Origin of the sequence: Staphylococcus gallinarum, assembly GCF_029774255.1 — a bacterium.
Lineage (GTDB): Bacteria > Bacillota > Bacilli > Staphylococcales > Staphylococcaceae > Staphylococcus > Staphylococcus gallinarum.
In genome coordinates this window covers 398,972-412,591 of the sequence record NZ_CP069082.1, presented here as the reverse complement: position 1 = coordinate 412,591, position 13,620 = coordinate 398,972, and the positions used below count along the sequence as shown (strand labels likewise).

At 33.7% G+C, this 13,620-nt stretch carries 13 protein-coding genes; 8 read left to right on the top strand and 5 right to left on the bottom strand.

Going from position 1 to position 13,620, the window contains the following annotated elements; all coding sequences use genetic code 11:
- Positions 1–99: 99 nt before the first annotated feature.
- Both JN168_RS01700 and JN168_RS01695 read left to right on the top strand, forming a co-directional pair.
- Positions 100–1,062 (top strand): DMT family transporter, encoded by a 963-nt coding sequence (locus JN168_RS01700; RefSeq protein WP_232139574.1) that lies wholly within the window; start codon positions 100–102, stop codon positions 1,060–1,062.
- A 166-nt stretch (positions 1,063–1,228) separates the two neighbouring features.
- On the top strand, positions 1,229–1,792 hold the full coding sequence (locus tag JN168_RS01695; protein ID WP_042740385.1) for a TetR/AcrR family transcriptional regulator: 564 nt from the start codon (positions 1,229–1,231) through the stop codon (positions 1,790–1,792).
- Positions 1,793–1,910: 118 nt separating this feature from the next.
- Here JN168_RS01695 and JN168_RS01690 read toward each other — a convergent pair whose 3' ends face one another.
- Positions 1,911–2,708: a trypsin-like serine peptidase gene (locus JN168_RS01690; RefSeq protein ID WP_042740386.1), complete on the bottom strand. Its 798-nt coding sequence runs from the start codon at positions 2,706–2,708 to the stop codon at positions 1,911–1,913.
- Positions 2,709–3,008: 300 nt separating this feature from the next.
- Between JN168_RS01690 and JN168_RS01685 the strand changes: the two genes are divergently transcribed.
- Together JN168_RS01685 and JN168_RS01680 are read left to right on the top strand one after the other, a co-directional pair.
- Positions 3,009–3,986 (top strand): LLM class oxidoreductase, encoded by a 978-nt coding sequence (locus JN168_RS01685; protein WP_279526266.1) that lies wholly within the window; start codon positions 3,009–3,011, stop codon positions 3,984–3,986.
- Complete coding sequence (locus tag JN168_RS01680) at positions 3,964–4,197, top strand: DUF896 domain-containing protein (RefSeq protein WP_042740388.1); 234 nt, start codon at positions 3,964–3,966, stop codon at positions 4,195–4,197. The genes JN168_RS01685 and JN168_RS01680 overlap by 23 nt, the downstream gene beginning before the upstream one ends.
- A 720-nt stretch (positions 4,198–4,917) precedes the next feature.
- Here JN168_RS01680 and JN168_RS01675 read toward each other — a convergent pair.
- Together JN168_RS01675 and JN168_RS01670 are read right to left on the bottom strand one after the other, a co-directional pair.
- A complete protein-coding gene (locus JN168_RS01675; RefSeq protein WP_052495470.1) occupies positions 4,918–6,132 on the bottom strand; it encodes an MFS transporter in 1,215 nt (404 codons plus the stop codon).
- A 607-nt stretch (positions 6,133–6,739) separates the two neighbouring features.
- On the bottom strand, positions 6,740–7,603 hold the full coding sequence (locus JN168_RS01670; RefSeq protein ID WP_042740389.1) for a fructosamine kinase family protein: 864 nt from the start codon (positions 7,601–7,603) through the stop codon (positions 6,740–6,742).
- Between the two features lie 243 nt (positions 7,604–7,846).
- Here JN168_RS01670 and JN168_RS01665 point away from each other — a divergent pair, with 243 nt between their 5' ends.
- Positions 7,847–8,911: a quinone-dependent dihydroorotate dehydrogenase gene (locus JN168_RS01665; RefSeq protein WP_232139573.1), complete on the top strand. Its 1,065-nt coding sequence runs from the start codon at positions 7,847–7,849 to the stop codon at positions 8,909–8,911.
- Positions 8,912–9,014: 103 nt separating this feature from the next.
- Entirely contained in the window at positions 9,015–9,437 is a 423-nt protein-coding gene (locus tag JN168_RS01660) for a universal stress protein (RefSeq protein WP_042740391.1), read from the top strand.
- Positions 9,438–9,501: 64 nt separating this feature from the next.
- On the opposite strand, the gene JN168_RS01655 is transcribed toward JN168_RS01660, so the two are convergent.
- A complete protein-coding gene (locus tag JN168_RS01655) occupies positions 9,502–10,305 on the bottom strand; it encodes a Cof-type HAD-IIB family hydrolase (protein ID WP_279526121.1) in 804 nt (267 codons plus the stop codon).
- 47 nt (positions 10,306–10,352) lie between these two features.
- Complete coding sequence (locus JN168_RS01650; RefSeq protein WP_042740393.1) at positions 10,353–10,733, bottom strand: VOC family protein; 381 nt, start codon at positions 10,731–10,733, stop codon at positions 10,353–10,355.
- A gap of 235 nt (positions 10,734–10,968) precedes the next feature.
- Here JN168_RS01650 and JN168_RS01645 point away from each other — a divergent pair, with 235 nt between their 5' ends.
- Together JN168_RS01645 and JN168_RS01640 are read left to right on the top strand one after the other, a co-directional pair.
- Entirely contained in the window at positions 10,969–11,790 is an 822-nt protein-coding gene (locus tag JN168_RS01645) for an N-acyl homoserine lactonase family protein (protein ID WP_232155104.1), read from the top strand.
- A gap of 249 nt (positions 11,791–12,039) precedes the next feature.
- A complete protein-coding gene (locus JN168_RS01640; RefSeq protein WP_042740395.1) occupies positions 12,040–13,476 on the top strand; it encodes an APC family permease in 1,437 nt (478 codons plus the stop codon).
- The last annotated feature ends 144 nt before the right edge of the window (positions 13,477–13,620 follow it).

Sequence of the window (13,620 nt, the reverse complement as noted above, 5' to 3'; positions counted from 1 at the left end):
TAAAAAATACAACAATATACAATAATAGTTTACCCTTGCCAATATTTAAAAAACTGTTAAATTAAAATTATTAAAAAATTTTTAGGAAGGTGGAATAACATGAAAGCAATATTAATTGGCATTTTGGGGGCAATGTTTTTCTCTGTTACCTTTATCTTAAATCATGCAATGTCAGATTCAGGTGGTAGCTGGCTTTTCAGTTCATCTTTACGCTTTATATTCATGTTTCCATTTCTTTTTATATTTGTCTGGATACAAAAACGTCACAACGTTATTATCAAACATATTAAAGCGCACTACATCTATTGGCTCATTTGGAGCACCTTGGGATTTGTCTTCTTTTACATACCTATCACTTTCGTATCAAACTTTAGCCCAGGGTGGCTCATTTCAGCAACGTGGCAATTAACAATTATTTGTGGCTTATTATTAGCACCATTATTCTACGAACTCATCGAATATAATAATCAAATTATAAAGGTTAGAGAACGAATATCTTGGCGATCACTTGCAACTTCAAGTATTATGATTTTTGGCGTGATATTAATACAAATTCCACAAATTTCTAATATACAAACTCAAACATTTATTTTGTCCGTTGTACCATTGGTTCTAGCTGCCTTTTGTTATCCTTTGGGTAATCGTAAAATGATGGAACTCGTTGACAATGAACTCACTACGATTGAACGTATCTACGGGATGACCTTTGTTACACTGCCAATATGGATCATCATATTTTTAATTGGCGTCTTAACAAATGGGTTACCCTCTTCAAGTCAGGTCTTACAAACCTTTTCAGTAGCTATTTTTTCAGGTATCATTGCGACCGCTTTATTTTTCTATGCTACAAATATGGTCAAGGATAACCAAGCTACCCTGGCAGCAGTTGAATCTACGCAGGCTACAGAAATTATCTTTACCTTAATAGGAGAAATGCTCTTCTTGGGCCTTCCACTACCAGACATGATTAGTCTTATTGGTATTGTCTTGATCACACTAGGTATTTGTATTTATAGTTTTATGAGTACCTTTATTAAGGAAAAGCAAGCAGACGTTAATTAATTCTGTATTCGTTTCATATAAAATCAGACTGTTTATGTAGGACTACACCACTTTTAATTAACTAGATCTTAACGCCATATCAATTATTCACGTTGACATAATTTTAACTAGCATAGATAATTTATATGCTTATAATAAAGTATTAAGTAGAGGAGATGCACAAGTAATGCCAACCACATATACAGATCCACGTGTATCAAGAACGAAAAGTCTGTTGATGAACGCATTTCGTGAAATTGCTAAAGAGAAAAAAATACATGCCATTACCGTGAAAGATATTACCGATCGAGCTACAGTGAACAGAGCAACATTTTACGCGCATTTTTATGATAAATATGACATCATGGATTACACTATTTCTGAGACAATACTCAATAATCTAAATGAAACATTAGATATTGCTGAGAAATTAGATGAATCCACTTTACACACGCTCTTTATTAAAATAACTAGCTATATTGAGGAAACACATAATGAATGTAAGTTAAATAGTAAAGCATATGGAGAAGTTGTTGAGAAACGTGTCAAAGAAGAATTAGAAGATATCTTTCTTACATTAATTGAAGATAGCAACCCAAATCAAGATCGTGAAATGCTTGCATCTAGTGCGAGGTTTCTTGCTTGGGGATTATACGGTATTGCGAAACATTGGTTTGAAACTAGCACCGTTTCCGCAGAAGACTATATAAAAAAATCATTACCTTTTTTAGTGAATCATCTAGCATATTAAAGTAAACTCCCTAAGTTGAGTTAAAAAGGGGTACAGCGTTTACAAACACATCCTACCTTTCCACTTAACAATTAGGGAGTTTTTGTTATTCCTGAAATTTAATTACTCACAATATGTACTATTCATTATTGTCATTAATAAACTTCAATACATCTCCAGTTATAGCAACTGCATTATTACTTTCACCTTCAACACCACCGTGATGTAATCCGATTAATTGATTATTGCTATCAAATACTGGTGATCCTGAATTTCCTCCGAAAGTACTTGCATCATAAGTTAACTCTGTACCTTGATTACCTATAATCTTTCCTGTACTTTCCCACATTGTCGCTAAAGGTTTATCACCAGGATAACCTGTCACTGTCATAGGATCTCCTTTTGATGTCGCTGCAGCGTCCTTTAAAGTAGCTGGTTGTACTACTTCACCAACTGTTTGTCCCTTACTGTTAGGATTAAAATGAACAACGACTAAATCTGCGTCACCTGGATATGGTTTAATATCTTTTTCTGTAAATGTCCCATACGGGAATGTATTTTCATCCTTTGCTGCTGGTGAAAATTGCATATTACCGTCAGAAAGGTTTGCTACGTGTTTATTTGTTAGTACAGTGTTTTTACCAACTACAACACCAGTAGCAATACTGTCTCCCATACTAATATAACCGATAGATTGGTAATGACCACTCGTTGTATTATCTATTTGTTTTCTATCTTCATTTGGCAATATAACTTTTTGTGATATTTCTGGCGATTGGTTAGCAGTATTTTCATTTTGTTGAGCTGTATCATGCGAGCCTTGAATCTCTTCATTATTTCCTTGTTCATCTGAACTGGCAAAACTACTAAATGGTGCTATTGCTAAAATTAAAGCTAGTGACAAAGTAATACTACTTAATACTTTTCTCAAAAACATAAATTACCTCCAAAAATAATATTTGTCTTCTTCAATTTAAAGAAATTCAGAAAAATAATCAAATAATAATAAAAATGTCTAAAATTAATATTTGTTAAGCAACTTTATTCTAAAAAATATAAATGCTTTATATCGTAATGATGATGATTTGACAACACATTGCACAAATTGTTGCTTATCCAATAAATTAAACAATTTGTCGTTTGCATTATGCACAGAATGGTCATACAATTTTATCTAGACAACAGGTGTTACTTAATTAATAACTGTTGCTTAGTATAAAGAAAAGGAGGGATTAATATTTCAACAATACAATCACACAGCGGATTTTATTACGCTTTTAAAGCACAACATTTAACGCTTGGGTTAATGATGCCTTTTGATAATACCGAGCATAATGCATTATCATTTTCTGAACAAGGAGACTTGGCAAAATATGCCGAAACACTTGGGTTCACTAGTTTATTCGTTAGAGATAGTCCACTCTATAGTCCTAAGTTAGGTCCTATAACCACAAATTATGACCCATTTGTATTTTTGACTTATATAAGTAGTCGAACTTCAAACATTGCATTAGGTACTGCTAGTATTGTTGCGACGTTAAGACATCCTATTCATATAGCTAAAGCAACTACCTCATTAGATTTAATTTCTAATGAACGCTTGTTACTCGGCATGGCAACAGGAGATAGACAATTTGAATTTCCAGCATTCAATGTAGAGACAAATCAATTATCAGAACGATATCAGCAAACGATATACGCTGTAAAGGCATTATGGCAATCACACTCACCAGACTTATCAGATACAAAATTCCAACTAACTGAAGATTCTGGTTTACAAATATTACCCAAACACCAACAAATCCCAGTGTTTGCTACTGGTTATGCCAAACAAAGCATAGACTGGATTAAACAGCATATGGATGGGTGGTTATTCTATCCACAAGCCTTTCAAGCGCAAAAGAAACTACTTGAACAGTGGCATGATAACAACAAATTCAAACCATTTATGCATCCCCTCGTCATCGATTTATCAAATAATCCAAATGAACTTGTTTCACCAATTAAGGGTGGATATCGACTGGGGAGTAAGACTTTATTAAATATATTAAGCGCCTATGAACGGATCGGAACAAATCACATCATTTTAAACTTAAAATCGTCAAATAGAACATACGAAGATATGTTACAAGAAATAGGAAAAGAAATTATCCCCTATTTCCCACCACATATAACCAAGGAGGTACAGAAAAATGAAATTATTGGACAGAATTAATATGTTAGCAAATAAAGAAAAAGTACAAGGACTAACAACAACAGAAAAACAAGAACAACAAACATTGAGACAAGAATACCTTAAAATGATTCGAGGACAAGTCATCAATACCTTTTCAACATTAAAAGTTGTAGATCCATTAGGTGAAGATGTGACACCTGATAAAGTTTATAAACTTAGAAAAGAAATGGGAACATTAGATTTGAATTAGCCATAGCACAAGCGTATAGAACGTAAAGTGTTTAAATAATTGAAGTAGGCAATTTCTATTGAAGTAATATAGAAATTGTCTTTTTTTATGACTGTTACTGTAACAGTCACTTATGTTTCCTACGTATTTTGGCGAGACTCCTGAGGGAACAGGACAAGCTGAAGATTACAGGCTGAAGCTGGCCCCTAGGAAAGCGAGCCAATAATACGAAATATGAATATTAAACCAACAGCTTAAGTATTATTTATTTAATGATTGATATACCAACACTTACTAGACAAACTGAATACAAGCATTTAAGTGGATGGTAATTTAACAGTCACTTATGTTTTCTACGTATTTTGGCGAGACTCCTGTGGGAACAGGACAAGCTGAAGACTACAGGCTGAAGCTGGCCCCTAGGAAAGCGAACCAATAATACGAAATATGAATATTAAACCAACAGCTTAAGTATTATTTATTTAATGATTGATATACCAACACTTACTAGACAAACTGAATACAAGCATTTAAGTGGATGGTAATTTAACAGTCACTTATGTTTTCTACGTATTTTGGCGAGACTCCTGTGGGAACAGGACAAGCTGAAGACTACAGGCTGAAGCTGGCCCCTAGGAAAGCGAGCCAATAATACGAAATATGAATAATAAAAAAGCACTCAGATAAATTGAATCATCTGAGTGCTTTTTTTCTGGAAATTATGTCCCAAATTTTAAATACTTAATTAAGCTGTCTATAATTTTTAGAATTAAAAAGAATTAATACCCATACAAATAAGCTAGAAAATGCAGAAATTGCAAGAACATTAAATATTGAAATATCCATTGTATTCAGACCTGAGATCACTACATAAGAAATTGGATCAAACCCTGTCATCGCAAGAAATATTAAACTCATCACTCTTCCAGTTACTTGTTCATCTGTAAATTCTTGTGCCATTGTAATAAATGGAATGTAAACAAAGGTATAAGTAACACCAATGAGGAGAAGTAACAGCATTTGTAATATCAATGTCGTAACTTGCGTGAAGATAATCAATAGCACAATCATGATCAACAATGTAAATATCGTCAACTTACCTCGTCCCTTTTGGAACGTAATAATACTAAGCAATCCTGTTCCTACCAACATCCCCACACCTAAACTAGACTGCAAATACGTTAAATTAATCGGTGTGCCACCAAGTGATTCTACTATAATCGGAATCCCAACACTTAACGCACCTAGTCCAAAGAAATTGGCAGTAATCAAAATAATAATCCCTGTAATTAAAAAACGGGATGACTTAACATAACGAAAACCTTCGACAATATCTTTGATTGGTGTATTATCAGAACGTTCTTTAACATCCGCTTCATCAATAAAATAAGGAAAGACGAATATAGCAGATAAAAATACAAATATTAAAGAAATATAAAAGCTTGTCGCAATTGAATAATGTTCCATAATTACACCGGCAATAATAGGTCCAAATATAAAGGAAATTTGAGTCCCACCTTGGAATAATGAATTGGCACGCTGTAATTGCGCTTGCGTGACTACCTTAGGTATTAATGATGTACTTGCTGGTCCAAAGAAGGCGTCCAACATTCCAAAACATGCTGCTAAGATCATTAGCGGAATCAGTGATAGTTGTTGATTTATAATTAAAAAATACAAAATCACAAGTACCAAACATTCTGCAATATTTGAATAATACATAACAGTTGTTTTCTTAAATTTATCAGCAACCATACCGCTAAATGTCATCATAATCAACCTGGGTACTGTGGCTGAAACTAATATATAACCTAATGCCATCGACGATTGTAATTCCTTTACAGCATACCAGGTTATTGTCGTTAAAATTGTACTGAAACCAACCATAGCAAAGATGCCTGCCAATAACATTAACATATAAGTACGGTTGAATAACAGTTTATTAGATGTACTCAATTTTTAGCCCCCTATGTTTCAATATCTTCTTCATACTATTCGATTCTCAAAGGATTTCTTCTCACATAATACGCTGCTCACTATGTATCTATTGATTCGAGACAATTTATTGCAGACAAACAACATCTCAAATCATTTTCAACAGTACGTAATACATCATTTACACCATTTCTACTCGTCTCAAAGGATGAATACCTTAAATAATACAATGCAAACATCTTTATTACACTTAATATAATATTTATTTTTACAACTTGTTATCAGTATAACAAATATAAATTAAAAAATAACAAATTTCTAATTAAATAGTAATTTTCTTTTAATATAAATTCATCAATATTATTCAACACATCATTAGCCGTTTCAGAAAATGACTTGTGAAACACATGAATAATTAAGCCCTAAATAAACTTCATTCTTAGACAATATTGGATTGTATAGTACGTACAATGTAAATTTTCCCATAATAAAAAATGTCACTCTCTATTATTAGAATAGAAAATGACATTTTTACTTTAATCAAATTGCTTAATAAGACAACTATTTAATTTTTCGATATTGCAACACTGCATTCATCAAGTATCATATTTTGTATCAATTCATAACACTATTTAGCATCGGCTAGTATTTTAGAGATAGATTGATCTACGCTACGTGCATAGAGTCCTCCAAATTTTACTAAATGTACCATCAATAAATATAAACGGTAGAATTCCAATCGTTGTTCTGCACCCTTTGCCATTGGATAATGTCGCTCATATGCATCATAGAAATCTTGCGTAAATCCTCCAAATACAGTAGTAATGCCTAAATCAAACTCTCTATCACCATATAGTGGTGCAGGATCAAACAATGCTGGTGTCCCGTCCTCTAAAAACATATAGTTGCCACCCCATAAATCACCATGTAATAATGATGGCTTACTCTTATGATTAGACAATGCATCTACAATAATCTTACGCACCTGCTCATAACGTTTTTTGTCATCAAGCGTCCATTGGTCATTTTTCAATAAAGTTTCAACTAAATGATCTAGACGTCGTTCAACAAATATCGTAGTCCAATTATCAGACCAATTATTGTCGAAAGAAATATCTCCACCTTGGTAAGGTAAATCAAACCCAAATCTTCCTTCTGGTTCATGTTGACTATGCAGTTTTGCAACAAGCTCACCTAATTGACGTTGACTACCTTTAGTCCCTTCATGTAAGAATGATAATATCAAGTAAGCATCACCTGCTATTTCTCCACTATCTATAACTCTAGGTGCTGTCACGTTTGCAGCTTCAAAAAGATTTAATCCTTCAATCTCAGCCGCATAAAATGATTCAGACTTATTACGTTGCACCAATAAAAAATATACCCCGTCTTCACTCTCTATTCGGAAAGCTTCATTTACATCCCCACCACTTACAGGGGTAATAGCTTTAATACCTGTTATTGGTAATTGTTCTTTCCATTTAGTTTCCAATATTTATCACTCCAAAATAACATACTTGTCTTTCATATTATATCCATGTCGATACCACTTTAAGCATTCCTCAATTATAATTTCAGTGATTCACTCTAGGCATAAACCTTCTAAAATGCTAGTCTATTAAAGACAATACTTTCAAGATAAGTATGAGATTCAAATGTGTTATCTCTTTTTTCTTAACTGATTGTTTTTTATAATTAAGTTAATTACAAAATTAAAAAATGGAGCGAAAATTTCATGTACAAATTAATCAAGCCTATCTTATTCAAGTACGATCCCGAACAAGCACATGGTATGACAATCGATGCCTTAAAATTTGTCCAAAGATATCCTAAAACATTACCTATAATCAAACAATTCTTCCATTATGAGAATGATATTCTCACACAAGAATTGTCAGGTGTTCGTTTCCCTAATCCGATTGGTCTTGCAGCAGGTTTCGATAAATCATGCGAAGTTCCAAAAGCCTTAGAATATGCAGGGTTTGGCTCAATCGAACTCGGTGGTATTACACCAAAACCACAGCCTGGTAATCCTAAACCACGTATGTACCGTCTAGTAGAAGACCAAGCGTTAATAAACAGAATGGGTTTCAATAACCTTGGAATGAATAAGGCACTTAGTAATTTACGTAAATATAGTTATAACATTCCAGTAGGCTTAAATGTTGGCGTTAATAAAAGTACCCCTTACGAAGATCGTTATCAAGATTATATAAAGGTGCTTGATACCTTTAAAAATGATGTCACATTCTACACAGTAAATATCAGCTCACCTAACACTGAAAATTTACAGAAATTCCATGATGAAAGTGAATTTTCACAGCTTTGCACAGCAATACAATCATTTAAAGTAGAAAATGACATCACTGTCCCAATATTTATAAAGTTAACTTCCGATTTAGATCTAACTAGTTTAGGACATATGTTACCACCAATTACCAAGACCTTTGATGGTATTATTTTAGCTAATACGACGCAACAACGGGACGGATTAAAATCTGAAAATCGTATTGAAACAGGAGGATTAAGCGGTCGCCCATTATTCGAACGTAACATTGAACTCATCAAACATGCTTACAAGGAAACAAATGGTACATTTACAATCATTGGAACAGGTGGTATTTTCACAGTTGAAGATGTGATTACAATGTTAAGAAGCGGCGCATCACTTGTTCAAATATATAGCGCATTAGTATTTGAAGGACCAGGACTTACTAGTAAATTAAATAAAGCACTAGCACAATACCTTAATAAAAATGGTTACCAAAACGTTAAAGACATCATTGGATTAGATGCATAAATCACAATCAGTGAGAATCTTTTAAAATTTCAAGTTGATAATTAATAAATAAAATTTTAGCTTTACTTAATTAGGGTATGCATATATTAAGGGAGGTGCTATTATGTATAAAAAAATATTAGTAGCCTATGACTTCGATAACACGTTTAACAATGTGCCTCAAGAATTAGTCCGTCTAACATCTGGTTCACAAGAAGCTGAGATCACAGTGTTCAATGTTATCTCAGAAAGTGAACTCCAAACATCTGTTAGATACAATGACATTCATTTTGAACAATTAGCCGAATCTAAAGGGAAAGAAATCCAACCTTTTATTGATGACTTAGAAAAATTAGACTTGAATGTGACTGTAAAATTCGGTACGGGGCATATTCGAAATACCATTTTAGAAGAAATAGAAGAACACGATTATGAAATTATCGTCATGAGTAATAAACGTGCAAAAGCAGATATTAAGAATGTACTTGGTAATGTCACACATAAAATTGCCAACCATGCACACATTCCAGTGTTAATTATTAAATAAAATATTAAGAGGTTGTACCAACTACAATACTATATTGTAAATGGATACAACCTCTTTTTAATTATCATGAAGTTATAAAGTGCTCAATCACCTTTAATACACCAGAATCATTATTTGACGGTGCTCTGTGATTGGCTACAGAGGCTAATGACTCACTACACTCCGCCATGGCATAACTGTGAGGCGTCAAACTGAGCATTTCAATATCATTATCGGCATCACCAAAGGCTAGTAAATCTTCTTCGTCTATCCCCCAACGTGCTAATAATGACTGGATAGCTACTCCCTTATTTACATCTGGCAAAATCAAATCTAGACTGTCATTACCACTAGTCACTGCCCTTAAATATTGAGGGTACTGTGTTTCTAAGTCCGCTTTCACTTGTTCTAATACCGTTGTGTCTTTGATGCGCATTGCTACCTTTACAAAATCATCATCGCTAATATCATCAAAGTGTTTAACCTGTTGAACATCATAATAATAATGATTAAAATACGCCGTAAAATCCTCTGTCACATTTGGTAATACATATGCAGTACGTACACCACTTAATATCAAATCAGTTACTTTATGCTTATCAATGATATCACCTAAAATCTGTTGTAATACTGTCTTATCAAAGTAATTTGCATCTAGAATTTCGTCTTGATAATAAGTCACGGCGCCATTTTCAGCTACAAATGTAATATCATTTACTTTGTCAGGAAACAGTGACTTTAATTGTGCATATTGATTTCCACTCGCAACGATAAATTTTATGTCTTGCTTCATCATTGTTTGGAACAATTGTTCAAAGTATAATTCGTCCAAAGTGTGATCAGACCTCATTAACGTTCCATCTTTGTCTACAGCAATCGCTTTAACCATTTTACCTGCCTCCAACATCTTAGTATTTCAATTTAACGCTTTGCGACCTACATTGTAATAATATTATATAAATGACCGTCTATGTCGCTAAATAATCCCCCATAGAACCCTTCATGCATCGTGCCTCTTTCTATCACTGTGCCATTCGCACTTTCTACTAAATCTAACAGTTGATCAACTTCAGCTTTAGTATTTAATGATAGTGATATTAATGCTTCGTTATTACCAATTTTTGATAATCGTGACACTTTTTTAAATTGTTTCGTTTCGATAAGCATAATGACCGTGTTATCTAATGTAGCAATACCTCTCATCTTATCCATCATGTCATCCGATTTTTTAATTTCAAAGCCGATTTGTTGATAAAAATCTTCACTCGCTTCCAAATTGACTACAGGTAAATTTAACCACGCTGATTTAACATTCATCATCATTTCCCCCAATGTCTATGTTTCTTTCACATTTATAATTTAACACAAAAAGCACTTTATTTTTACTTACGATACATTTGACACATTTATTTTATTAAGATAAAGTTCTTACCATCTTTATTATAAAATAAAAGATTAATTTAAATTCAATATATTTCATTTCACAATTACTATAATAACTTATATTTAAATACAAAGGCCATGCACGCCTAAATTTGGAGGTTTACAATCAATGACACGTAATATTAATGTACATATATTACATACAGGATCAGTTATTGTTGACTCGGCTTTACCTTTTAATCATAAAAAAAATCTACCACTTTCTTGGAGTGGTTTTATTCAAACACGAAGTAAGCACATTTGTTTACCCGTTTCTATTTACTTAATCGAACATCCTAAAGGACTTGTATTGATAGATACAGGATGGCATGAATCAAATCGCCAACCCGATTATTCAAAAAATGCAGCTTCACTTTCTCAGAAAGCTATTTTACCTAAAGGACAAGCAGTTCATGAACATCTTGCTAAACTAGGCTACCAAATAACTGATGTAGATTATGTCATCTTAAGTCATTTACACAATGACCACGTCTCAGGTTTACCACATGTGGCACAAGCTCATCATATTATGGTCAGTGATGAAGAATGGTCTGCTGCAAATAACAATAATAATTATGAATTAGGTATGTGCCAAAACATTCCTATTGATACTTTTCCTCTAGAACATAAAGGCATCGGCCCTACCGGTAAATCTTATGATTTATTTAACGACGGTACTGTGGAATTTATCCATACACCAGGACATAGCCCTGGACATTGTGTCACACGTATCAAACGTCATAAGGAAGCGGATCAATTTTTATTACTAACATCAAATGTAGGTTATGCAAAATCATCTTGGCAACATGGTATTTTACCTAAATATGTTGACGATAAGGATGCAACTATCAATTCCTTAAATTGGGTTAAAGTACAAGCAACAAATCCGAATTGTATTGATGCAATCGCCAATCACGATCCACATATCGAGCCACAAATCATTAATCTATAGCAATCGTGTCGGCCTATAGTCAACACTTACAAACGGTCTATATTATATGATAGGTACATTCGTTCCCAATTAACAATTCATGATATGACTAAATATTTGTCGTAAATTTATCGATTTTCTGTCAGACGACAAATATTTGTTTTATTTTTTCGAAATTATCTAAATATTCTGATTGATATATGCTATGATATGGATTATATTAATAACGTTATTAAATTTTGTGAAATGAGTTTTAGGGAGTGGTTTATAATGACTGGATTTTTTCAAAAACTATTAAAGAAAGAGGACCCCTCTGTCTATCAAGTAAAAGATGCGCACTTGAATCGCACATTAAAGGTTAAAGATTTTCTAGCTTTAGGTGTCGGTACAATCGTGTCTACATCAATTTTCACCTTACCAGGCGTAGTCGCTGCGCAACATACTGGTCCAGCCGTGGCATTATCTTTTCTATTTGCCGCGATTGTTGCTGGTTTGATTTCTTTTGCATATGCTGAAATGTCATCTGCCATGCCATTTGCTGGTTCTGCATATTCTTGGATTAATGTCGTGTTTGGGGAAGTTTTTGGATGGATAGCTGGTTGGGCATTATTGGCTGAGTATTTTATCGCTGTCGCCTTTGTGGCTTCTGGTTTTTCAGCTAATTTACGTGGTTTAGTTTCACCTTTAGGTATTGAATTACCTAAAGCACTATCCAATACATTTGGTACTGATGGCGGCGTTATCGATTTAGTCGCTGCTATCGTTATACTACTTACAGCATTGTTACTTGCTCGTGGTGCATCATCCGCTGCGCGTATAGAGAACATCTTAGTTGTATTGAAGGTATTAGCAATTCTATTATTTATCGTAGTTGGTTTAACTGTAGTACAAGGTAGTAACTATGTACCTTTCATACCAGAATATAAAGCAACTGAAGCTGGCGCATTTGGTGGTTGGCAAGGGATTTATGCTGGTGTTTCTATGATATTCTTAGCGTATATTGGATTTGATTCAATCGCTGCAAACTCTGCTGAAGCAATCAATCCGCAGAAGACAATGCCTAGAGGGATACTGGGATCATTGTTAATTGCCGTGATTCTGTTTGTGGCTGTTGCACTTGTACTTGTTGGGATGTTTAAGTATTCAGATTATGCAAATAATGCTGAACCTGTAGGGTGGGCATTAAGACAAAGTGGATTTGGTGTCGTAGCCGCGATTGTACAAGCTATTTCAGTTATTGGTATGTTTACTGCATTGATTGGTATGATGTTGGCAGGTTCACGTCTACTTTATTCATTTGGTCGTGACGGATTATTACCTTCATGGTTAGGTAAGTTAAATAATAAGCAATTACCAAACCGTTCATTGATCATCTTAACAATTATTGCCGTGATTATTGGTTCAATGTTCCCATTCGCATTCTTAGCACAGTTAATATCTGCAGGTACACTCGTTGCATTTATGTTTGTTTCATTAGGTATGTTTGGCTTACGCCCTCGAGAAGGAAAGGATATTCCAGTACCAGCGTTTAAAATGCCATTCTATCCAGTGTTACCAATTGTGGCATTTATCAGTGTTGCTATTGTATTTTGGGGGCTTAGTGGAGAAGCCAAATTATATACATTAATCTGGTTCATCATCGGTTTACTGATTTATCTAATTTATGGTATTAGTCATTCAAAAAAACATAAAAGTACAAAGTCATAAACCATTAACTTAATAATTAGTATAGCACTATTGTACTATTATAGAATTCAGGGGAAAATTCAAAATATTACAGTAGCTACGAGCTATGAATTCGGCACCAGTCCAACATCTTTCTTGTTGGACTGGTGTTAATTTTGTCTTATT

Coding starts and splice junctions, on each gene's coding strand:
- JN168_RS01700 (WP_232139574.1), top strand. CDS start 100: ATGAAAGCAATATTAATTGGCATTTTGGGGGCAATGTTTTTCTCTGTT.
- JN168_RS01690 (WP_042740386.1), bottom strand. CDS start 2,708: ATGTTTTTGAGAAAAGTATTAAGTAGTATTACTTTGTCACTAGCTTTA.
- JN168_RS01680 (WP_042740388.1), top strand. CDS start 3,964: ATGAAATTATTGGACAGAATTAATATGTTAGCAAATAAAGAAAAAGTA.
- JN168_RS01695 (WP_042740385.1), top strand. CDS start 1,229: ATGCCAACCACATATACAGATCCACGTGTATCAAGAACGAAAAGTCTG.
- JN168_RS01655 (WP_279526121.1), bottom strand. CDS start 10,305: ATGGTTAAAGCGATTGCTGTAGACAAAGATGGAACGTTAATGAGGTCT.
- JN168_RS01665 (WP_232139573.1), top strand. CDS start 7,847: ATGTACAAATTAATCAAGCCTATCTTATTCAAGTACGATCCCGAACAA.
- JN168_RS01640 (WP_042740395.1), top strand. CDS start 12,040: ATGACTGGATTTTTTCAAAAACTATTAAAGAAAGAGGACCCCTCTGTC.
- JN168_RS01650 (WP_042740393.1), bottom strand. CDS start 10,733: ATGAATGTTAAATCAGCGTGGTTAAATTTACCTGTAGTCAATTTGGAA.
- JN168_RS01645 (WP_232155104.1), top strand. CDS start 10,969: ATGACACGTAATATTAATGTACATATATTACATACAGGATCAGTTATT.
- JN168_RS01660 (WP_042740391.1), top strand. CDS start 9,015: ATGTATAAAAAAATATTAGTAGCCTATGACTTCGATAACACGTTTAAC.